At 67.9% G+C, this 20,487-nt stretch carries 22 protein-coding genes and 1 tRNA gene; 10 read left to right on the top strand and 13 right to left on the bottom strand.

The annotated features are described in order from the left end of the window. Window position 1: 1 nt before the first annotated feature. The gene (locus CA982_RS21100) at window positions 2-1,840 is read right to left on the bottom strand and encodes a hypothetical protein (protein WP_086537146.1); all 1,839 of its coding nucleotides are present in this window, start codon (window positions 1,838-1,840) and stop codon (window positions 2-4) included. Window positions 1,841-1,938: 98 nt separating this feature from the next. Between CA982_RS21100 and CA982_RS21095 the strand changes: the two genes are divergently transcribed. Then, window positions 1,939-2,298 carry a chorismate mutase gene (locus CA982_RS21095; RefSeq protein ID WP_086537188.1) on the top strand — a complete coding sequence of 120 codons (360 nt, stop codon included), beginning with the start codon at window positions 1,939-1,941 and terminating at the stop codon, window positions 2,296-2,298. Window positions 2,299-2,399: 101 nt separating this feature from the next. Further along, entirely contained in the window at window positions 2,400-4,097 is a 1,698-nt protein-coding gene (gene pgi / locus CA982_RS21090) for a glucose-6-phosphate isomerase (RefSeq protein WP_086537187.1), read from the top strand. 49 nt (window positions 4,098-4,146) lie between these two features. Here the strand turns inward: pgi and CA982_RS21085 are convergent, their stop codons facing one another. The 4 genes from CA982_RS21085 to CA982_RS21070 form a co-directional block, all read right to left on the bottom strand. Continuing rightward, a complete protein-coding gene (locus CA982_RS21085) occupies window positions 4,147-4,680 on the bottom strand; it encodes a hypothetical protein (RefSeq protein WP_086537186.1) in 534 nt (177 codons plus the stop codon). 19 nt (window positions 4,681-4,699) lie between these two features. Further along, window positions 4,700-5,239: a hypothetical protein gene (locus CA982_RS21080; RefSeq protein WP_086537145.1), complete on the bottom strand. Its 540-nt coding sequence runs from the start codon at window positions 5,237-5,239 to the stop codon at window positions 4,700-4,702. A gap of 66 nt (window positions 5,240-5,305) precedes the next feature. Then, window positions 5,306-6,049 carry an SDR family oxidoreductase gene (locus CA982_RS21075; RefSeq protein ID WP_086537144.1) on the bottom strand — a complete coding sequence of 248 codons (744 nt, stop codon included), beginning with the start codon at window positions 6,047-6,049 and terminating at the stop codon, window positions 5,306-5,308. 53 nt (window positions 6,050-6,102) lie between these two features. Further along, window positions 6,103-6,993 carry a DNA-formamidopyrimidine glycosylase family protein gene (locus CA982_RS21070; protein ID WP_086537143.1) on the bottom strand — a complete coding sequence of 297 codons (891 nt, stop codon included), beginning with the start codon at window positions 6,991-6,993 and terminating at the stop codon, window positions 6,103-6,105. Window positions 6,994-7,018: 25 nt separating this feature from the next. On the opposite strand from CA982_RS21070, the gene CA982_RS21065 reads away from it, so the two are divergent. Both CA982_RS21065 and CA982_RS21060 read left to right on the top strand, forming a co-directional pair. Continuing rightward, entirely contained in the window at window positions 7,019-7,759 is a 741-nt protein-coding gene (locus CA982_RS21065; protein ID WP_086537142.1) for a 3'(2'),5'-bisphosphate nucleotidase CysQ, read from the top strand. 61 nt (window positions 7,760-7,820) lie between these two features. Next, complete coding sequence (locus tag CA982_RS21060) at window positions 7,821-8,570, top strand: ABC transporter permease (RefSeq protein ID WP_086537141.1); 750 nt, start codon at window positions 7,821-7,823, stop codon at window positions 8,568-8,570. Between the two features lie 163 nt (window positions 8,571-8,733). Here CA982_RS21060 and cobF read toward each other — a convergent pair whose 3' ends face one another. From cobF to CA982_RS21045, 3 genes are read right to left on the bottom strand one after another with little or no spacing between them, the layout of a single operon-like run. After that, a complete protein-coding gene (gene cobF, locus CA982_RS21055) occupies window positions 8,734-9,495 on the bottom strand; it encodes a precorrin-6A synthase (deacetylating) (protein ID WP_086537140.1) in 762 nt (253 codons plus the stop codon). Between the two features lie 2 nt (window positions 9,496-9,497). Further along, window positions 9,498-10,307 (bottom strand): SDR family oxidoreductase, encoded by an 810-nt coding sequence (locus tag CA982_RS21050; protein WP_086537139.1) that lies wholly within the window; start codon window positions 10,305-10,307, stop codon window positions 9,498-9,500. A gap of 30 nt (window positions 10,308-10,337) precedes the next feature. Beyond that, window positions 10,338-10,562 (bottom strand): hypothetical protein, encoded by a 225-nt coding sequence (locus CA982_RS21045; protein WP_086537138.1) that lies wholly within the window; start codon window positions 10,560-10,562, stop codon window positions 10,338-10,340. An 82-nt stretch (window positions 10,563-10,644) separates the two neighbouring features. Here CA982_RS21045 and CA982_RS21040 point away from each other — a divergent pair, with 82 nt between their 5' ends. After that, window positions 10,645-11,607 (top strand): GlxA family transcriptional regulator, encoded by a 963-nt coding sequence (locus CA982_RS21040; RefSeq protein ID WP_086537137.1) that lies wholly within the window; start codon window positions 10,645-10,647, stop codon window positions 11,605-11,607. Between the two features lie 44 nt (window positions 11,608-11,651). On the opposite strand, the gene CA982_RS21035 is transcribed toward CA982_RS21040, so the two are convergent. After that, window positions 11,652-11,727: transfer RNA gene (locus CA982_RS21035), tRNA-Arg, on the bottom strand. Between the two features lie 260 nt (window positions 11,728-11,987). Between CA982_RS21035 and CA982_RS21030 the strand changes: the two genes are divergently transcribed. Then, on the top strand, window positions 11,988-13,322 hold the full coding sequence (locus tag CA982_RS21030; protein WP_086537136.1) for an acyltransferase: 1,335 nt from the start codon (window positions 11,988-11,990) through the stop codon (window positions 13,320-13,322). Window positions 13,323-13,328: 6 nt separating this feature from the next. Here CA982_RS21030 and CA982_RS21025 read toward each other — a convergent pair whose 3' ends face one another. Beyond that, on the bottom strand, window positions 13,329-14,552 hold the full coding sequence (locus CA982_RS21025) for an oxygenase MpaB family protein (RefSeq protein WP_086537135.1): 1,224 nt from the start codon (window positions 14,550-14,552) through the stop codon (window positions 13,329-13,331). A 150-nt stretch (window positions 14,553-14,702) separates the two neighbouring features. Between CA982_RS21025 and CA982_RS21020 the strand changes: the two genes are divergently transcribed. Continuing rightward, entirely contained in the window at window positions 14,703-15,368 is a 666-nt protein-coding gene (locus CA982_RS21020) for a TetR/AcrR family transcriptional regulator (protein ID WP_086537134.1), read from the top strand. A 52-nt stretch (window positions 15,369-15,420) separates the two neighbouring features. Then, window positions 15,421-17,070, top strand: coding sequence for an MFS transporter (locus CA982_RS21015; protein WP_086537133.1), 1,650 nt, complete (start codon window positions 15,421-15,423; stop codon window positions 17,068-17,070). Here the strand turns inward: CA982_RS21015 and CA982_RS21010 are convergent. Further along, a complete protein-coding gene (locus CA982_RS21010) occupies window positions 17,067-17,504 on the bottom strand; it encodes an SRPBCC family protein (RefSeq protein WP_086537132.1) in 438 nt (145 codons plus the stop codon). The two genes, CA982_RS21015 and CA982_RS21010, sit on opposite strands and share 4 nt — an antisense overlap. A 186-nt stretch (window positions 17,505-17,690) precedes the next feature. Between CA982_RS21010 and CA982_RS21005 the strand changes: the two genes are divergently transcribed. Further along, complete coding sequence (locus CA982_RS21005; protein WP_144066086.1) at window positions 17,691-18,110, top strand: hypothetical protein; 420 nt, start codon at window positions 17,691-17,693, stop codon at window positions 18,108-18,110. A gap of 58 nt (window positions 18,111-18,168) precedes the next feature. Here the strand turns inward: CA982_RS21005 and CA982_RS21000 are convergent, their stop codons facing one another. After that, a complete protein-coding gene (locus CA982_RS21000; RefSeq protein WP_244176412.1) occupies window positions 18,169-19,233 on the bottom strand; it encodes a BtrH N-terminal domain-containing protein in 1,065 nt (354 codons plus the stop codon). Beyond that, the gene (locus CA982_RS20995) at window positions 19,226-19,759 is read right to left on the bottom strand and encodes a PadR family transcriptional regulator (protein ID WP_086537130.1); all 534 of its coding nucleotides are present in this window, start codon (window positions 19,757-19,759) and stop codon (window positions 19,226-19,228) included. The genes CA982_RS21000 and CA982_RS20995 overlap by 8 nt, the downstream gene beginning before the upstream one ends. Before the next feature lie 161 nt (window positions 19,760-19,920). Here CA982_RS20995 and CA982_RS20990 point away from each other — a divergent pair, with 161 nt between their 5' ends. Then, complete coding sequence (locus CA982_RS20990; RefSeq protein WP_086537129.1) at window positions 19,921-20,463, top strand: hypothetical protein; 543 nt, start codon at window positions 19,921-19,923, stop codon at window positions 20,461-20,463. The last annotated feature ends 24 nt before the right edge of the window (window positions 20,464-20,487 follow it).

Here is a 20,487-nt window from a genome sequence, read left to right as displayed (position 1 = left end):
CTCAGCCGCCGGCGAACCGCGCCTCCGCGGCCTCGCCCACCCGGCCCGCGCCGGTGTGCAACCGCAGTCCCGGGGTCAGGGGACGTAGGTCGACGTGGTCGCCGCCGCCGCCGATCCGGACGTACACCGACCCGAGTCCCGCGCGGACCGGTGCCCGGACCGCTTCCCCGTCCTCGAGGGCGATCTCGATCTCGCCGTCCCGGGTGGCGCAGTAGCTCAGCGCGATCGTCCAGGGCCAGGAGAAGAGTGGGCCGTCGAGCCGCAGTCGCGTGGGCCCGGCGACCTCCGGGGTGCGGCACGTCCCCGAACCCGCGTAGATGATGCGACGTTGGGTCACACCGCCGGGCACGAGGTTTCCCGCGGTGTCGAGCACGAACAGCCGGTCGGTGGCCACCCCGAAGTCCGGTCGGGGAGCCACCCGACCGAAGATGCGGCTGACCTGATTGTCGGGGTAGACGAACGGCTGCAAGATCTCCAACGGCACCGACTGATCGAGCAGGGTGAGGCCATCCGGTCCCTGCGCCGCCGCATCGTGCAGCGCCGCGGTCGCGGTCTCGAGGTAGTCGCCGGTCGGGTTGTCCCGCCACGAGGACGAGAACGACACCAGCGACACCAGAGCGGAGACCACGACGAGCGCGCCCACGACGGACGCGAAAGCGGGCAGCGCCGACTTCTCCTCGCCTTGCCCGGTCTCGCCGTCGGACGTGCGTACGTGTCGGCCGCCCACGTCGGCGATCCGGGACGGCGCTGCGCACAGCAGGGCCAGCGCGATGGTGAACACCAGCGCGGTGTCCGGGAGGTAGCGCATGTGCTGGGCGAGTTCGATCGCGGTCTGCGGGCTCGACCGGTTCCACATCACCGGGATCTGCGCCGCGACCGCGTAGAGGACCGCGCACCCGACGATCACCGCGCCGCCGCGGCGGCGGGCGATCGCCCACCACGTCACCCCGGCCAGCACCAGCCAGCCGCCGACGATCATCCACATCTGCGGGAAACCCGTCGGGGGGCTCGGCGTCCAGCGTTCCCATTCCCACGGCCCGCCGACGAGCGACGGCACGATGGCGTCGGTCACCGATCTCCAGACCAGGCGCGCGGTCTGCGCCACCGAATGTTCACCCGACGTCGGGTCCGTGGTGAGGAAGTACACGCCGACCCAGAGCGCGGCGGTGACGGTCAGTGAGATCCACAGCTCCCGGGCCGCACGCAGGGTCGGCATCGTCGCGCGCACCCCGCCGTTCGCGAGGACGGCGGCCACGAGCGCCACCGGCAGGATGAACAGCGACTTCTCGAAGAACGCCAGCGCGATCACGAAGACGACCGTCGACCGGATCCACACCAGCCGTCGTCGTGCATCGTCGACGTCGCCGCGCGCGAGACGCACCGCATCGGCGACGATCCACGCCATCGCCGCCTGCATGGGGAGCGTGTTGAGGCCGGCCGCCCACCAGGCGAAGGCGGGCACCGTCATCGGACTGAAGAGATAGAACGCCAGCGCGACCAGTGCACCGACGCGGGCGCGCGGCGCGATGGTCCGCACCATCCGCCACACCGCCACCGAGGCGATGGCCTGCAGCACGACCAGCATGAGTGCGGGCAGCACCCAGTTCAGCGGCGCCAGCCAGGTGGCCACCCCGGCGAGCAGGAAGGCCGCGGGCATGAAATGGCCGTCGTGGCCGTGTCCGAGGTACTCCCAGGACAGGATCGGGTTCGACGACGCGCGTGCGACGAGGACCAGGTCGTCCCAGTAGAAGTTGCCGGTCGCGACGAGCCAGCCCCGGATGATCAGCTGGCCCACGATGAGCGACAGGGCAACGAGGGACACCATCCGCGCATTGGGCATGCGCTCCAGTTTCCATGTGCGCCGAGCGTCGTCGTGGCCGGGTCGGGTGACTCGGCCGCATGCGGGTCGTCGCCGGGCGTCGTGGCAAAATCGGGCGCGTGACCGATCGCAGCCCCAGCCCCGGCGCTCAGGACCCCCGCCCGTCCGGCGGCACGCCCTTCGAGCACTCGATCGACCTCGACAAGTATCAGCTCTCGTCCGAGGTCGGCGACCTGCCCGACGACATCGACCAGCTGCGACTCGAGATCGATCGGCTCGACGCCGTGATCCTCGCCGCGATCAAGCGCCGGTCGGCGGTCTCGAAGAAGATCGGGGCCGCGCGGATGGCCTCCGGCGGACCCCGCCTGGTCCACAGCCGCGAGGTGAAGGTCCTGGAGCGATTCCAGGATCTCGGCCAGGAGGGACACACCCTCGCGATGCTGCTGCTGCGCCTGGGGCGTGGACCGCTGGGCCGCTGACCTCTCGGCACCCCGTCGCCTGCGCAGTGATCCGGTGACGTCCTCTCGCCGCATGTGACGACCGTCGCGGCCACGACGCCGAGCACATAAGGTTGGTGGTCATGAGCACCCAGGCCCCTGGCAGCGACTTCACCGGCACCGACCACGGCGACATCACCGCGACGCAGTCCTGGCAGGCGCTCGCGGCTCATCAGCCGCATGTGTATGCCATGCATCTGCGTGAGGTGTTCGCGATCGATCCCGCGCGCGGGTCGGAGCTGACCGTCGACGTCGGGGATCTGCACATCGACTACTCCAAGCACCGGGTGCTGCGCGAGACCCTCGAACTGCTGATGAGCCTGGCCCGCGAGATCGGTCTCGAGGAGATCCGCGACGACATGTTCGCCGGAACCCACATCAACACCTCCGAGGACCGCGCGGTCCTGCACACCGCCCTGCGGCTGCCGGCGGATGCGACGCTGACCGTCGACGGACAGGACGTCGTCGCCGACGTCCACGAGGTCCTGACCCGGATGGGCGAGTTCACCGACCGCCTGCGCAGCGGAGAGTGGAAGGGACACACCGGCAAACCCATCACCGACGTCGTCAACATCGGCATCGGCGGCTCCGACCTGGGACCGGTGATGGTCTACCAGGCGCTACGCCACTACGTCGACGCCGGGATCCGCTGCCACTTCGTCTCCAACGTCGACCCCGCGGACATGGTCGCCACGCTCGCCGGCCTCGACGCCGAGACGACGCTGTTCATCATCGCCTCCAAGACCTTCACCACCCTGGAGACGCTGACCAACGCCGCCGCCGCACGCACCTGGCTCCTACGGGCCCTCGATGCCGACTCCGACGCCGTGGCGAAGCATTTCGTCGCCGTGAGCACCAACGCCGCCGAAGTGGCCGAGTTCGGCATCGACACCGACAACATGTTCGGCTTCTGGGACTGGGTGGGTGGCCGCTACTCGGTGGACTCCGCGATCGGACTGTCGGTGATGGCCGCGATCGGCAAGGAACGCTTCGCCGAGTTCCTCGACGGCTTCCACCAGGTCGACGAACACTTCCGCACCCAGCCCCTCGAACGCAACGCGCCGGTCATCCTCGGCCTGATCGGCCTCTGGTACAACAACTTCTGGGACGTCGGCGTCCGCGCAGTCCTGCCCTACAGCAACGACATGGCCCGCTTCGCCGCCTACCTGCAGCAGCTGACGATGGAATCCAACGGCAAGTCGGTCACCGCCGGCGGCCACCACGTCACCACCGACACCGGTGAGATCTTCTGGGGCGAACCGGGAACCAACGGCCAACACGCCTTCTACCAACTGCTGCACCAGGGCACCCGCATGGTGCCCGCGGACTTCATCGGCTTCGCCGAACCGACCGACGACCTCCCGACCTCGGCCGACGGCACCGGTTCCATGCACGACCTGCTGATGAGCAATTTCTTCGCCCAGACCAAGGTCCTCGCCTTCGGCAAGACCGCCGACGAGATCGCCGCCGAGGGCGTACCCGCACACGTCGTGGCCCACAAGGTGATGCCGGGCAACCGTCCCACCACCTCGATCCTCGCCCCACAGCTCACCCCCTCGGTCATCGGCCAACTCGTCGCGCTCTACGAACACCAGGTCTTCGTCGAGGGCGCCATCTGGGGCATCAACCCCTTCGACCAGTGGGGCGTCGAACTGGGCAAGACCCAGGCCAAAGAACTACTCGACACCATCACCCGACCCGACGCGCCCGACACCCACGACGATCCGTCGACCGACGCCCTCGTCACCTGGTACCGGCAACGACGCGGCCGCGCGGTCTGAGGGGGTTTCGACAAGCTCAACCGGCACAAGGGCGACTCAACCGGCAGAACTACTTCCAGTACTCCTCGTCGAAGACCTCGGCGGGGATCTCGTCCCCGGGTTCCACACCCAGGGATTGGATGCGGCCCATGATCGCGGCCGCGGTGGCCACGTAGGTGACGAGATCTGTTGGCTCCACGTCACGTTCGGCGGGATCGCCGCCGAGGAACTCGTACAGGGTGGGCGGCACGCAGGCACCCATGTCCAGGGCGCGGGTGCCGGTCGCCGCCCGCCAGGCGTCGAAGCTCGCGACGTCCACGGCCTCGGCGACATCGCCGGTGCGGATGGCCTCGGACACCTCGTCGACGGTGGCCAGCTCGCCGGACGTCCCGCTCGACGGGTCGAAGCCGAGAACCGTGTCGGCGGAGGTCGTCTCGTCGTCGGTGAGGGTGAAATAGACGATGCCCCGCCAGTCGGAGCCCATGGCCGCGATGTCCGTGCGGTCGAAGATCTCGCCGAGCAGTTCGCCGACCTGCTCCCGCTGCCGGGCGCCGAAGGCCTGAAACGCGCCCGACGCCACCACTTGTCCCTGCTTGTTCGCCACGACGGCCACCTTACGCAGATCAGTCGTCGACCCCGAGGACGACCACGCGCCCCGTTGTCAGCGACAGGTACACCGTCGCCTGCCACTGCGGCGAGGAGAACGCACGGTCGAGGGCGGGCCCGCCGACAAAGCCGCCGGACGGCACCACGTCGCGCAACGCGCCCGCCACCGAGTCAGGCGGGGCCACCGGATCGGCGTGGTACTGCCCCGCCCACGCAGCCGCGCGCGCGGCGCCGACGTTCACGACCGTGTCGAACCAGTAGGTGGATGGTCCAGGAACCCTGTCCGACGAGTCGTCCCCGAGAGTGCCGGCCGTCCAGCCCTCGATCACCGACCCCTGCAGGAGCGGGAACCGTCTGATCACCGGCCCCTCGTCGCGCTGTGGCCCGGCGGTCACGATCTTGGTCGACGGCGGCGGCGCGGATGTCGACGCCGACGGCGAGGGGCTCGAATCGCGATCGATCGGCGACGACGACGGAGCACAACCCGCGAGAACGCCGGACATCGCGGCGCCCGCCGCGGCGACGGCCGTCAGCCGCGGAAACCGGTGAACACGCATCCCGTGACGGTAACCCAACGCCTGGATCCAAGCCGAAACATCCGCTGTCTGAACGAACTACAGAAGTCAGACGAGTCGGCGGCTGACCGACGCCGGCAGGAACTTCAGCGCAGCGGCGATCGGCGTCCACGGCCAGGCGGGCACCGGGGCCCAGTCCTTCTCCGCCTCGATCGCCTTGACCAGGGCATCGACGCCCTTGTCCGTCTCGACCATGAGGGAGGTCTTCACACCCCGGTTGATGTCGGTCTCGATGTAACCCGGCGCGACCACCGACACCGTGATCGGCGACGAGGCGAACTCGGCCTGCAGCCCCTGCCCCAGCGCCGTCAGCCCGGCTTTCGACGCCGAGTACGCGGCCTGCGCCTTGGGCATGCCGCGGACGCCCGAGATGGAACTGACGAGCACCAGATGGCCGGCGTTCTGCGCGCGGAAGATCTCGAGTGCCGCCTCGGCCTGGGCGAGCGCACCGACCAGGTTGGTCTGCACCGTCTCGATGTTCGCCGCGGCCTTGCCGGTACCGAGGGGTGCCCCCTTGCCGAGTCCCGCGTTGACGATGACCCGGTCGAGACCGCCCAGACCGGCGGCCAGCCTCCCGAAGACCTCGGGAACGGCCTCGACGTCGGTGACGTCGAGCGTCTCGACCTCGACATGCTCGGCGGACGGCCGGAGCTCGTCGGCCAGCGCCTCCAACTTGTCGCGTCGGCGCGCCGCGAGCGCGAGAGAACGCCCCTGCGCGGCGAAGCGCCGGGCCATGCCCTCCCCTAGTCCCGAACTGGCTCCCGTGATGAGAATTCTCTGCCGTGTCGTCACGACTGCCAGGCTACCGGCCGGTAAGTTACGTTTTCCCGTCCGGTCACGTCGGTCTATTTCAGCAACCGTGACATCCGACGATCCGCGAGCACCTTGCCGCCCGTCTGGCACGTGGCGCAGTACTGGAAGGACCGATCGGCGAACGACACCTCGCGGACGATGTCGCCGCACACCGGGCACGGCAGGCCGGTGCGAGCATGCACGCGCAGACCGGTGCGCTTCTCGGACTTGAGCCGCGCCACGGCCTGGCCTTCCAGTCGACCCGTCGCATCGGTGAGCACGCCGCGCATGGCGTCGTACAGCGCGGCAACCTGGTCGGGCTTCAGCGTTTTCGACGAGGCGAACGGCGACAGGCGTGCGGTGTGCAGGATCTCGTCGGAGTACGCGTTGCCGATGCCGGCGATGGTGTGCTGGTCGGTGAGCACGTTCTTGATCCGGCCGGTCGTCCCGGCGAGGATCTCGGCGAACCCCTCGGCCGTCAGTTCGAGCGCGTCGGGTCCCAGGCCCGCGATGCGCTCGACCTCGGTGAGTTCGCGGACCAGCCACACGGCGAGCCGCTTCTGGGTGCCGGCCTCGGTGACGTCGAATCCCTCGCCGGGCAGTCCGCAGTGCACGCGCAGGGCGATCGGGCTCTTGCCGCCCGGGCGCAGGGGTTTGGGCGACAGGTCCTCGCTCCAGCGCACCCAGCCCGCGCGCGACAGATGGATGACCAGCTGCAGCAACGGCTCTGACGCGGTGGCCGCCGAACCGGGAACGGTCCGGATGACCAGGTACTTCCCCACACGTCCGACGGATTCGACGATCCGGTCCATCAGCGCCGTGTAGGGCGGATCGGCCGTCTTCAGCACCGACAGCGACGCGACGTCGACCCGACGGATCGGGAGTCCGGCCGCCCGGCCGTCGACGTAGTCGGCGATGGCGGCCACCTCTGGGAGCTCAGGCATGCCACCAGTGTGCTCTAGTTGTGGGATGAACTCCCGACTTTCCGACGCCGAACTGGCCGCCCGGATCGCGCAGGGAGCCGGCGAAGTACTTCTCGGAATCCGGTCCGGTGACCTGCTCGGCGGCGCGATGCTCGGCGATGTGGGCGATGCGCTTGCGCAGGCCTGGATCTCGACGGTGCTGCGCAAACATCGGCCACGCGACGCGGTGCTGTCCGAGGAGGCCGCCGACGTCGGTGACCGGGCGACCGCAGCTCGGGTGTGGATCATCGACCCGCTCGACGGCACAAGGGAATTCGCCGCGGGTTCGGCGGACTGGGCCGTACACGTGGCCCTGACCGAGAGCGGGATCGTCACCGAGGCGTCGGTGTCGTTGCCCGCCACTGGTGAGCTGTTTCGTTCGGATACGGTTGCGCGGCCCGCGGGCGAACTGACCCGCCGCCTGGTCACATCCCGGTGGGGCGGCTCGTACGAGACCAGCTACGTGGCGAACAGTCTGGGTCTGCAGATGGTGCCGGTCGGATCGGCCGGGGCGAAGGCGATGGCCGTCGTCCGCGGGGACGCCGACGCCTATGTCCACGCCGGCGGTCAGTACGAGTGGGACAACGCCGCGCCGGTGGGGGTCGCGCTGGCGGCCGGCCTGCACTGCAGTCGCCTCGATGGATCGGAGATCGTGTACAACAACCGGCATCCGTACATGCCGGACTTCGTCATCTGTCGCAGCGAGATCCGCGAGGAGATGCTCGCCGCGCTCCAGCAGATCTGGTGAATCGGCGCGGGCGGAGGGCGTGAGGCTGTCGGTGCGCACCCGGTCCTGGTGAACTGGACCGGTGAACGGAATCGGCGACGCGGTGGTGCGCATCGGACCCGCCCTGGTGGTGGTCATCGTCCTGCTGGCCGCGGTCGCGGTGATGGTGAACCGCCGGAGCGGGTTGGCGCGGGAGACGGTTGTCGCCACGCTCCGGGCCGCCGTGCAACTCGCGGCCCTGGCAGCCGTGCTCGCCGCGGTCATCCCTCACCTCTGGGCCTCGGCGCTGTTCGTGGCGGTGATGGCCTCGGCGGCCTCGTGGACCTCGGCCCGGCGGGTCCGACCCAACGGACCTGCGCTGACCGGGATCGCCTGGTGCGCCGGGCCGGTCGCCGCGCCGACGATCGTCATCGTGACCGCGCTCGTCGTGACCGGGGTGCTTCCCGGGCGCGGAATCGCCGTGATCCCCACCGCCGGGATCATGCTCGGCGGCGCCATGGTCACCGCCTCGCTCGCCGGTCGACGGGCACACGACGAGCTGCGCGTGCGACGCGGTGAGGTGGAAGCCGCACTGTCGCTGGGCTTCGAGCGGCGGGACGCGCGGATGGAGATCGCCGGCCCGGCGTCGGCCACCGCCCTGATACCCGGCCTCGATCAGACGCGGTCGGTCGGACTCGTCACGATCCCCGGCGCATTCGTCGGGATGGTCCTCGGCGGCGCCTCGGTGTGGGCCGCCGCGGCCATGCAGTTGTTCGTCCTGATCGCCCTGCTGGCGGTGAGTTCCATCGCGATGGTCGTCACGGTGGAACTGGTTGCGCGGGAACACCTGTGACCTGGCGGCGCATCTCACCGGGACCCTTCGTGACGCTCGCAAGCTCGCTCCTCAGGGAGCAGGGTGGGCCCCTGAGGAGTACCCGGAGCTTGCGGAGGCGGCATAGCTTCTGCCCCCTGAGGAGCGCCCGGAGCTTGCGGAGGGCGCGTCACGAAGGGTCCAGCTACTGGCCACTCTTCCGGAGCAGATAGATGTCCATGATCCAGCCGATCCGGTCCCGTGCCTCGGCGCGCGCTTCTACGATCCGGTCCGTGACCTCGCCGACCCGGCCGCTGATCAGGATCTCGTCGTCGGTGCCGACATAGGCACCCCACCAGATGTGATCGTCCGGGTCGGCGGTGTGCCGGAAGGTGAGATCGGCGTCGAGCATCACGATCTGGTTGGCGTCGGCGCCCTCGGGCGTGTCCGCCAACCGCCGGCCGGTGGTCGTGTGGATCGGTTCACCGACGCGGTTGGCGACGATGCCGTGTGCCGCGGTGAGAGCACTCGCACTGGTCACGCCGGGGATCACCTCGACGACGAGTTCGAGATCGTCGCGAGCGGCGAGATCGTCGACGATGCGCAGCGTGCTGTCGTAGAGCGCGGGATCACCCCAGACCAGGAAGGCGGCCACACCGCCGTCCCCGACCTCGTCGCGCAGCGCGGTGGCGATCAGATCAGCGCGCGCAGCATGCCAGCGCCGGACTTCGGCGTCATAGTCGGCCGGCTCGCGGTCGCGCGGCGGGTCGGGGATCTCCACCAGCGAATGACCTTGCCGTGCATGCTCGGCGAGGATCACGCGGCGAGCATCGAGCAGACCGCTCTTGGCGCTGCCCTTCTCGAGCGCGAGGAAGGCGTCGACGTCGGCCATCGCATCGATGGCCTGCAGCGTGATCTGCCGCGGCCCCCCGGGACCGATCCCGATGACGCGCAGTGTGATTCGCACGGTCAGATCGACACCTTGGGGAGTCCGTGCTTGCGGGCGGTCATGTCCAGGATGAGCTGCCTCGGCGCGAGGCGCCGGAGCAGGAAGACCAGACCTGCTTGATTACCCTTGGCATAGAACGGCTTCGGATGTTCGGCGAGAGCGGCGTCGACGATCTGGGTGGCCATGCTCTCCGCGGTGATGCCCGCGTCCTCGTTGCGACGGGTCGCGGCAGCGAGCGTCTCGTACTCGGCGCGATAGGGCGAGTCGTCACGGATGTGGATGCTGCGGCGATCGCCGATGCCGGTGGCGATCGTACCGGGTTCGACACTGATCATCCGGATCCCGTAGGGCGCCAGTTCGCGTCGGGAGGCGAGCGCGAACGCCTTGAGTGCCGACTTGGTCGCGGCGTAGTTGGAGCGGAACGCGACCGGGAAACTGGACAGCATCGATCCCACCATCACGACCGTGCCGCGACGCCGCCGGCGCATCCCCGGCAACACCGCCTTGGTCAGCGCGATCGGCCCGAAGACGTTGACCCGGAACAGATCTTCGATTGCGGACATCGACGTGTCCTCGAGCGCGCCGGCCTGGGACTCGCCGGCGTTGTTGACCAGGATGTCGACCTCGCCGACGAGGGCCGCGCACGATTCGGCGGACGCGTAGTCGGCGTTGTCGAGGCGGACATAGGTGACGCCCGGTAGCGGGTTGCGCACGGAGTCCGGGTTACGGGTGGTGCCGTACACCCGGTGCCCCCGTGCGACGAACTGGCGGGCGATTTCGGCGCCGATGCCACTGGTCGCACCGGTCACGAGGACAGTCTGTGAACTCACGACCGCAACGGTAGCGCAGCAGCCGAGGTGTCAGACGAGCTTGTCGTAGCGACGGGTGAGGATGCTGAGCTCGGCGGCGACCCGTTCGGTGTCGGGGCCGTAGGGGCGCTTCGGGTTCCGCGTGAACCAGTCGGCGATCCGCTGGCCCGGCGTCCGCTGTCCGGCCGGCGTACGACGCGCGGAAAATGTCAGCACGCCGGCTGCGCCGGCGACCGAGGCGACCACGACAAGGGCGAGAACGAAGATGAGTGTCATGGCAGTAATTCTTCGCCCACCACTTTTCCGCCAACAGTGGCAGTAAAGCCAATGTTCGCAAATTATCTGCCATACTGGGGCGGTGGTGAAATCCGTCGGCGTCCTTCTCTATGGACGCGTCGCGCTGTTCGAGTTCGGCGTCGTCCACGAGGTGTTCGGGCTCGATCGCACCGACGACGGCGTCCCGGCCTTCGACTTCCGGGTCGCCACCCCGGAACCAGGGGCATCACTCGGCGTGGGCAACGGGGTCTCACTCCAGGTGTCGCACTCGCTCGCGGAGTGTCGCGACGTCGATCTCGTCGTCATCCCCGGCGGGAGCATCAGCGGCGACTACCCCGACGAGATCCTCGACACCATCCGCACGGTCGTCGACGGCGGGGGCCGTGTTCTCACGGTCTGTTCGGGAGCCTTCGTCGCCGGGGCGGCGGGACTTCTCGACGGCCGCCGGTGCACGACCCACTGGCGGTATGGCTCCGACCTCGCGCGCATGTTCCCGCGCGCCCGGGTCGACACCGATGTCCTGTTCGTCGACGACGGCCCGATCACCACGAGCGCAGGCACGGCGGCCGGGATCGACGCCTCACTGCATCTGGTCCGGGAGGCGTGGGGACCGGCGGTCGCCAATCGGATCGCCCGCCGGATGGTCGTGCCGCCGCATCGCGACGGCGGCCAGCGCCAGTTCGTCGAAGCACCGGTACCGGCATGTACCGACGAGGGATTCGGAGCGTTGCTCGCCTGGATGACCGCGAACCTCGACCGCGACATCAGCATCGACGACATGGCGACCCGCATGCACATGTCGGGACGGACATTCGCCCGACGGTTCGTCGACGAGGTCGGGATCTCACCTCGCCGCTGGCTGACCGAACAGCGGGTGCTGTCGGCGAAGAACATGCTGGAGTCGACCACCGCGAGCGTCGACGAGGTGGCCAGGCGGGTCGGCTTCACGTCGGCGACGCTGCTGCGCCACCACTTCGCCGCGAGTGTCGGCGTCTCGCCTCTCGTCTACCGCCGGCGGTTCGCGAAAGCGGCAGCGGATTCATAGCCCGAGACCGCGCGTCGTCGGAGACGGGCCGGAAACCGGCCAGGTGGTGCCCTCGGCAGGATTCGAACCTGCGACCTACCCTTTAGGAGAGGGTTGCTCTATCCCCTGAGCTACGAAGGCGGGGTTGTGGGCGCGGCGACCGCGACGTCGGCGGCCCGGCCATCCGGCAGTCTACGTCAGCACCGCACGCGGGTAGCACCCTCTCCGTCCACACCGCGGAGCACTGTCCCGCTATGGTGGAATCACGGCACGAAACGGACATTTCCGGCTGTGATCGTCGCCACTCGAGACACCCCGGCGTTGAGGTCACTGCCAGCTTGTGTCCGTACACTGCCTACCGCATACGTTCTACCGTTTCACCCGGGGAGGTCTTTTCGTTGGTGCACGCGGCATCAGGATCGGCGCGCACCGCCGACGACGACGAGACCACGGCCAGCGCTGTCGAGTCGCCGGACTCCACCACCGCAGCACCCCGTCCCGCCGAGCCGTCACCTCCCGTCTCGGCGACCCGGCCGCGCGGACGCGCTCACACCGCCGATTTCGTCCGTGTCGTGCTGTTCACCTTCGTGGTCGTCGCGCACAGCGTGAATGCCATCAACGGCGGGGTCGACGAGATCCGCGGCGCGAATCTCGTGGGAACCCTGTGCCATCTGACGCGCTATGGATTCGTGGCGGTGACCCTGTACGTCCTGGTGCTGAGCATGCAGGGCCGGGAGATGTCGCCGTGGCAGTTCTGGCGGCGTCGGTTCGGGCTGGTCGTCGGGCCGTACCTCGCCTGGACGCTGATCTACACGATCACCGACCACCTCATCCTGGCCGACAACCCGTTCCCGCCCGTCGGCGAGATGCTGCCCAGGCTCGGGCACGACCTGCTCGTGGGCGAGGGCAAGTACCAGCTGTACTTCTTGTTGATCTCCATGCAGATCTACCTGTTCTTCCCACTGATCGCGTGGGTCTTCGAACGCGGCCGCAATCGCCCATGGCTGCTGCTGGCCGGCGGGACCGCGATCCAGCTCCTGGTGTTCGTCGTCTACCAGTACCTCCCACGACCCTCCGGTCACGCGTGGGATGTCGCCTACCAGCATCTGTGGAAGACGCTCCCGATGTATGCGCTCTTCGTCGCGATGGGTGTCCTGGCCGCGCAACATCGCGATGCCGTCGACCGCTGGCTCCGTGACCACATGGCCACGGTCGTGCTGGTCGCGGCGGGCTGCGCGGCGTTCAGCATCGCCGGCTACCTGTTGGCGACGTCGCCGGGGAATGTGCCGTGGAAGGCCAACACGGCCTGGAACCCGGTGTCCCTGCCCTGGTTCATCGGCGGCTTCGTCCTGTTGTGGCTCATCGGTCTGGTCTGGGATGACCGACGCGCCGCCGGCCGTCCGGCGGGCGGGAAGCTGGTGTCGCAGGCCACCTTGCGCGCGTTCGGCGTCTTCGCGGTCCACCCGCTGATCCTCGACATCCTGGGCCGAGTGGGATTCCTCAGCGGACTCTTCGACTGGTTCCCGCACTCGGCGGTCCTGCGCTCGATCATCTTGATCGCCTTGGTACTGGCGGCCTCGCTGGCGCTGGTCGACCTCCTCCTGCGCCTGCCGTTCAGCAAATGGCTGACCGCCCGGCCCCGCATCCCCCTGTTGCCGAAGCGGAACAAAACGGAGCAGGACCGGGCGGTGGAAGTCGGCGAGTCGGCGGGGGCTGCGAAGATGTCCGCCGACTAGTTCGGGCTACTTGTACTTCGGGTTGTTGATCACCGGTATCTCGATGTTGATCGGCATCCGCAGTTCGGACATGTAGAAAAGCACGAACTGGCGGAGGAATTCGTCGAACAGCCAGTACGCCTCACGCGGCATGCCGACGTTCAGCAGACCCTCGCGAATCTGCACGTAGGGACCCCACGCCGTCTCGAGCAGTGGGCTCCACACGGGCTCGCGCGGGATCTGATACCAGTTGGCGACCTGGTCGCCGAGCACGAACCTCGTGAGCGCCCCCAGCACGCCCCGCGAGATCAGCGAGAGATCCAGGTTCATACCGAGATCCAGCAGCATGTCGGCGAGCTTGCGGCCCTCCGGGGTCGGGGCCAGGATCGGATCGAGCACCTGTCGCGCCTGCGAATCGGCGGCGGCCCATGACGCGGGGATGTACTCGTCCTGGACGCCGAGCAGACGAGCGGTGATCTGCCACGAGTGCAGGAATCCGGCGGACTCGTCCGCCGCGATCGGGACGTTCCACTTGTCGAAGTTGCGCATGACGGTGGTCGGCAGGCTGTGCCAGGTGACCATGATGTCGGCCTGGCTGATCGGCTTCTTCTCCGTCGCCCCGTGCGTCCAGTGGGGCGACTGCGGCAGGAGATGCCGCACGCCCGCGTGGGCCATGCGGGTCTTGACGCACGTCACGACCATCTCACCGCCGGGTTGGTAGGCGTTGAGCGAGCCGATGTCGTAGCCGAGCTTGGCGGTCTTGGTGATGCGGTCCTTGAGGTCCCATCCGCCCTTGGAGTAGTACACCGACCGGGCCTCCCGCGGGATGACCGTGCTCATCATGCCGCTGGCGAAGCCGTACAGGACGCCGAGGTAGGTTCCACGCTTCTGGTTGAACCGGACCGCGTCGGCCAGCTTGGCCTGGTCCGTCCACGACGGCAGCTGGCGCGCGTGCTCCATGAAGTCGCGCAATTCCGAGGGCAACCCGGCCGGCAGCGGCTGCGAGTTACGATGCCACGTGCGCAGCAGCCGGTTGACCTTGTGTACCTGCCCGCTGTCGATGACCCTGGCGATCACCGGATCCGCCTCGTCGTCCCATAGTTGCCGGGGATCCGCGCCCCGACCTCGGCCGGGCACCGAGTTCGCCGGCGACCACGTCCACGGTGTCGTCTGCGAGAGTGCCGCCACCGCACCGGCCGCGCCGACGACACCGCCGGCCCGTATGAGGTTCCGCCTGTTCAGATCTTCCATGACCCCGTCCCATCACTTCCATGTATCAATGTGACAAACAACGTATCCTTGTATCATTGTTACCACCGGGTGGTCCAGGACACATCTGTTTCGCAAATTTTGCGATCATGGACGCTCACGCCGTCATCATGAGAGGAAGGGGGTGACCAGGTGACCACGCAGCCGTCCGGCGCTTCGCTGTCGAGTTCGCTCCTGCAGCGCGCATTCCTCGAGTCCTCGACACCGTCGGAGGAGACAGCCGATCCGACCGCCGAGCGCCTCCTCGATGCCGCCTTCGAGCTGTTCTGCCGCCTGGGTGTCCAGCGGACGCCGATGGAGAAGGTGGCGAAGAGCGCGGGCGTCACGAGGGTCACCCTCTACCGCAAGTTCGCCACCAAGGACGCACTCGTCGACCAGGTGGTGCTGCGCGAGTTCCGCCGCTACTTCGACCGCTTCCGCGCCGAGATCCCCCGCGCCGACACCGTCGCCGACCGCGTGGTCTTCGGGTTCGTCGGTTCGCTGCGAGCCATCTCCGGCAATCCGCTGATCGGCGAGATCAACGACGCCGAGCCCAGCATGCTGATCGAATCGATGATCGGCGGGGACGGCATGCTGCTCGCGACGGTCCAGCATTTCGTCGCCGCACAGCTGCGTCGAGAACAACTGGCGGGCAACATCTCCGACCTCCTCGACGTCGACCTCGTGGCCGAGATGATGGTCCGTGTGTCGGCGTCGTTCCTCACCGTGCCCAGCCGCGTCGTCGACATCACCGACGACGAGCAGCTCGCCACGGTCGCGCGCCAGTTCCTCGTACCGATGCTCAATCCCGCGCAGTAGGCGCGCGAACCTGTAAAGATCAGAGCGCTCACCACATCCGAGGAGACTGACGATGCGCTCTTGGTCCGTGATCATCATCCTGGCCGTCTCGCAATTCGTCATGGTGCTCGACAGCACCGTGATGAACGTGTCGATCTCGGTGGTGGCCGACGACCTCGGGACCTCGATCACCGGCATGCAGGCCGCGATCACGTTCTACGCGCTCACGATGGCCGCCTTCATGTTGACCGGCGGGAAACTCGGCGACTTGATGGGCCGCGCACGCGCTTTCAAGATCGGCGCGGTCATCTACGGCATCGGCTCGCTGACCACCGCGCTGAGTCCCAACCTGACCGTCCTGCTGATCGGCTGGTCACTGGTCGAGGGGCTGGGCGCGGTTCTCGTCATCCCCGCGATCGCATCGCTGGCCGCCATCAACTACACCGGCAAGGCGCGCGTCACCGCCTTCTCGATCCTGGGCGCGGTCACCGGGCTGGCCGCCGCCATCGGCCCGCTCCTCGGCGGCGTGATGACCACCTACCTGTCCTGGCGCTACGTGTTCGTCGCGGAGACGGTGGTGATGGTGGCAGTCCTGTTCGCGGCCAAGCTGATCCACGACGTACCTCGCGACAGGAACGTGCGCATCGACCCGCTGAGCGTCGTGGCATCCGCCGGCGGCCTGGCGCTCATCGTCTACGGCGTCCTGCAGTCGAAGACATGGGGGTGGTTGAAGCCGCAGCATCCGCCCGAGATCGGCGGGGACCAGATCGCCCCGCTGGGTGTCTCACCCGTCGCGTACCTGCTGCTCCTCGGGGTCGTCGTGCTCTGGTTGTTCGTCGTGCGGCAACGCGCGCTCGCCGACTCCGGCCGCCAACCTCTGCTGCGCGTCGAACTGTTCCGCATCGCCCCGCTACGAAGCGGACTCGGCGGTTTCCTCGCCCAGTACTTCGCCATCGCCGCCCTGTTCTTCGTGGTCCCGGTGTACCTGCAGACGATGCTCGGCCGCGACGCGCTGCAGACCGGGGTGAAGATACTGCCGCTCTCGGTCGGGCTCGTCCTGTTCTCGATCCTCGGATCCTGGCTCACCGCACGACGTTCCGCCCGGTTCATCGCCCGGGGCGGGCAGATCACGATGGCGCTCGGGACGCTCCTCGTCATCGCCTCGGTGGGAACCGACCTGCGGAGCGCGGTGTTTGCCGCCGGCATGTTCGTGGTGGGTGCCGGATTCGGACTGCTCGCCTCACAGTTGGGCAACGTCAACATGTCCGCCGTCGAGGAGAAGGACACCTCGGAGGTCGGCGGCCTCCAGGGAACGTTCCAGAACCTGGGCTCGTCGTTCGGCACCGCGGTGGCCGGCTCGGTCTTTCTCCTCATGCTCTCGTCGGGCTTCGTGTCGGCGGTCAACGACACCGAGAATCTCCCTGCGGCAGATCAGCAGCAGATCATCAGCACGGTCGACGCCGCGGGCGTACCGATCATCTCCGCCGACGAGGCCCGCACCCTCGTCCTCGACGCTGGTGGCTCGCCGGAGTCCGCGCAGGCGGTCTCCCAGGCCTACGCGGACTCACAGATCGCTGCGTTGCAGCAGGCGCTGTTCGTCGTGTTCGGTCTTCTCGTCCTGGCGTTGCTGTTCTCGCGGCATCTGCCCAGCCGGATTCCCGAACCCGGCCCCGACGATCGGACCGTGACATCGGGGCCTCCGGCGACGACGAACGGTTCCTAGTCGATCTTCTTCTTGATGGTCGCCTCCGTGTGACGCACGGCCTGCGCGGCGAACGGTCCGACGACCTTGCCCAGGAGTTTGCCTGCCATCCCGCCGGGCAGGTTGTAGACGATCTCGACGTCGAGTTCGGTGCCCGATCCGCCGTCCGCGTCGGCGAACCGCCACGTCGTGTTCGCGTCGAAACCCTCGACGGCCTTGAGTTCGATGAGTTCGTTCTCGACATACCCCGTGCACTCGACCACGGACTTCAGCGTCTTCGGTCCGACATCCATCGACACCGCGAACTTCGCGCCGAGCCCGCTCGTCTGCTCCGTCGTCGGCTCGAACCGGGTGACCCCGAGCAGGTACTCGGGAACGTTCTGATATCCGTCGATGTAGTCGAACACCCGCTCACGCGGTTTGTCGATCGTCGCCTGATGCCGTACCACTCCCACAGTTCTCCCCGTTCGTCTCGTTCGGCCGACCGTGCGGGCGGCCCTACCGCCTCGACCCTATGCGCTCGCGGCACTCCGCCGAACCACCCGACCCGGTTCGCGTCGGCCCGCGGGCGCACTCCGAACCCGTACGCCGCCACTCCGACTGCCCGATCATGCTGCCGCAGTCGAGGTACGGTCGAGAAGATGAACTCTTCCGCCCGGTCCGGTTCCACGCCGGACAACAGCACCTCGACGACGTCACGGTCCAGGGCAGGCGAGATCTGGGCGTGGATGTATGTCCTGGCGGCGCCGGTTGTCGCGTTCATCACCGTGTCCGCCGCCGTCGCATCGACCACCGGTGGCGGCGACTTCTGCGATCCCAGCTACAGCAGCGCCGCTGAACGTGACGCGGACTTCCGCGTCGCGTCCCTGGGCATCATCATCCCGAGTTCCATCGCGCTGGCCGTCGGGGCAGTACTCCTTGCCTCGCTCGTGACCAGCCGCCGCCGCTCCGGCCGAGGGTGGACCATCCGAATGGGTCTCGCGGTGACCGCGGTCGTGCTGGCGATGGTCGGCTATGTGTTTCTCCTCGTCATTGCGGACTTCACCACGGACTGCGGCTGATCTACTCGGCAACCCCGGGAACTCCTGGACTCTGCCGGACATCCGCGCAGTCGCAGGGTCAGGACCGATCGCGGTCTGACGCGGATTCCGCCAGGGAGCGGAGTGCGGTCATCGCCGAGGTCTCGATCGTCGCGATGTCCTCGAGCAGCCGGCTCGCGGTGTCGAGATCATCCGGACGCCCTGCGGCACCGGCTTTCTCGATGAGTTGGGCAACGTTCGTCCACAGCGACGCGGATTCGGCGAAGAGATCCCTGCCCTGCTCGATGAGGCCCGCGCCCGGCTCACCTTCGAGGAATTCATGGCACTCCGTCAGGAAGTCGCGGTACAGGTTGCGGAACAACGCACCGCCGGTGCCCGCACGTTCCATGAGGCCGGCGATGACGGCGAGGTCGCGGCCGGGGTCCTCGACTCGATCGAACCACGACCGCACTCGCTGGGCCGCCACTCGGATTCCCCTGTTGCCCAGATTGGCGATCGGTGGGGCCAGAAAGTCCTCGGCGCACGTGATGATCGAGGGGATGATCGACGAGATGATCTGCGCGACAGTCATATCGGGCGCTGCCCGGACAGTGAAGGATCGATGACGAGCCGACATCGGCCCACGCGCGGCCCGGGCCCTGGCCAGGCTCTCCAGGCTCGTCGACACAGCTCCGCCCTGCTGGGCGGTGTCGACCAGATACGCTCGCTCGGCGTCGTAGCCGTACATGGCGACGACATGACCGGCGAAGTGCACCCGGGATCCGAAGTACTCCAGTTCGTGGCTGTCGAGCTGCAGCCCGACGGGAACCCCCTCGTCGACCGACGAGCGGACGTGGTTCCAGGCCTTTCGTGCGGACGCGGTCTCCTGCACGTGCAGCTCGAGCCCCAGCCGTCGGCTCAGGTTCCGAGTCAGCACGAAGGGTTTCACCCGGCCACCCAGGAACGGAAGGTCCTGCTTCTTGGAGTCCCAGTAGATGAAGGACAGCCCATTCCCGAGCCCGAAGAGCATCGGCTCGGAGAGATCGAGCCCGGCGTGTCGGAGGAGCACACCCAGGGCCGTTGTCTCGCAATGCGCGCCGCCGGCCGTCGAGATCCCGTCGATGATCATCTCGTCGGACGGTGGGAGCCGGCCCGGATCAGTCATCGGACACCTGGACTCGTTCGGCGAGCCACGACCTCTCCGCCTCGAGCAGGTTGAGGGAGTACGAGAAGACCTCACGGGCGGGGCGCGGGAGCGGAGCTTGCGACCGCTCGGCTTCCCTGACGGATGCGATCCGCGCCTGAAGCTGGATCAACCTGCTACGCAGCGCGTCATCGTAGGTGTGAGCGGACACCAACGCCGAGTTGGCCACTCCGACGAGCACCGGATGTGGGACAGCCCGCAGATCGGCGATGAATGCGACCGTCTCATCCGCAGCGACCTGCCGACCCTTCGCAGTGGCCTGTAACACCCGCCGGGACTTCACCCCGGGACGGCCCTCGTTCGCTTCGGTCGCTTCGATCAGGTCGCGCTTCTCCAGCTTGGCGAGCACGTAGTAGATCGAGGAGAAGCCGATGTCCGTCCACTGCCGGATACCTCGTTGATCGATGACCTGCTCCAGGTCATAACCATGCCGCGGGCGCTCCACGATCAGGCCCAGCACGGTCAGTTCGGCGGAAGTCAATCGCACGCCGATATCCTAGCACTAGGATAGTTTGCATTCATATACCCGAACGACACCGGTAACACTCCCGCCTCACTGTCGATCTCCCCCATGTGGTCCATGATTTCTAATCGCCGATGTCATTTATTGCATCTGCAACAACCACTCCCACCAGATGAAGGTGTCACATGTCTCTTCGAACTCGAATCCTCACCGGCGTAGCCGCCTCGGTCGCGGCACTGTCGTTCGCCGCCACCCCGCTAGCCGCCGCAACACCGTCGGAGCCGGTAGCACATCCGGTTGCCGCGCAGGAACTGTCATTCGCCATCCCGGCGATCGGCGGGATCGAAGCCGGACCCGGCGGTGTGCCCGGTGGATCATTCCAGCAGACGCATGTGATCGCCCGGCCCGCAGCAGGATCCTCGGTGACGTTCACCGTCGCCAACCCCGCACCGTGGCACTACCAATACGCCTACCGCTACCTGTCGGTCTCGTGGCGCAACCTGACCACCGGTGCCAGCGGCACTGTGGCACTGCGACACTGGCAGCGCCCCGCGTTTGCACCCGGCACCGTGCCCGTCACCGGTTACCCGGTCAGCCTGCCCACCTCGGCCGCCGCCCGCACCGGCGCCGGCCCGGTCGTGGCCACCGTGACCGTGCTGCGCGAGCAGTACAGCGGCACGGTGACCAGCAGCATCATCCCCGGTCTCAACGCACTCCTCGTGCCCTGACCGCCCACCTCGACACCGCAAAGG

The organism is Gordonia lacunae, from assembly GCF_002149015.1.
In the GTDB taxonomy this organism is placed as follows: Bacteria; Actinomycetota; Actinomycetes; order Mycobacteriales; family Mycobacteriaceae; genus Gordonia; species Gordonia lacunae.
The sequence above is the reverse complement of the archived record's forward strand: the minus strand, read 5'-3'. Positions and strand labels throughout refer to the sequence as shown.

Excerpts from the sequence above, each read along its gene's own strand:
- CA982_RS21005 (WP_144066086.1), top strand. The coding sequence starts at position 17,691 with ATGAACTCTTCCGCCCGGTCCGGTTCCACGCCGGACAACAGCACCTCG.
- CA982_RS21025 (WP_086537135.1), bottom strand. The coding sequence starts at position 14,552 with ATGGAAGATCTGAACAGGCGGAACCTCATACGGGCCGGCGGTGTCGTC.
- CA982_RS21080 (WP_086537145.1), bottom strand. The coding sequence starts at position 5,239 with ATGCGTGTTCACCGGTTTCCGCGGCTGACGGCCGTCGCCGCGGCGGGC.
- CA982_RS21100 (WP_086537146.1), bottom strand. The coding sequence starts at position 1,840 with ATGCCCAATGCGCGGATGGTGTCCCTCGTTGCCCTGTCGCTCATCGTG.
- CA982_RS21000 (WP_244176412.1), bottom strand. The coding sequence starts at position 19,233 with ATGACTGATCCGGGCCGGCTCCCACCGTCCGACGAGATGATCATCGAC.
- CA982_RS21045 (WP_086537138.1), bottom strand. The coding sequence starts at position 10,562 with ATGACACTCATCTTCGTTCTCGCCCTTGTCGTGGTCGCCTCGGTCGCC.
- CA982_RS21065 (WP_086537142.1), top strand. The coding sequence starts at position 7,019 with ATGAACTCCCGACTTTCCGACGCCGAACTGGCCGCCCGGATCGCGCAG.
- pgi (WP_086537187.1), top strand. The coding sequence starts at position 2,400 with ATGAGCACCCAGGCCCCTGGCAGCGACTTCACCGGCACCGACCACGGC.
- CA982_RS21070 (WP_086537143.1), bottom strand. The coding sequence starts at position 6,993 with ATGCCTGAGCTCCCAGAGGTGGCCGCCATCGCCGACTACGTCGACGGC.
- CA982_RS21015 (WP_086537133.1), top strand. The coding sequence starts at position 15,421 with ATGCGCTCTTGGTCCGTGATCATCATCCTGGCCGTCTCGCAATTCGTC.
- CA982_RS20990 (WP_086537129.1), top strand. The coding sequence starts at position 19,921 with ATGTCTCTTCGAACTCGAATCCTCACCGGCGTAGCCGCCTCGGTCGCG.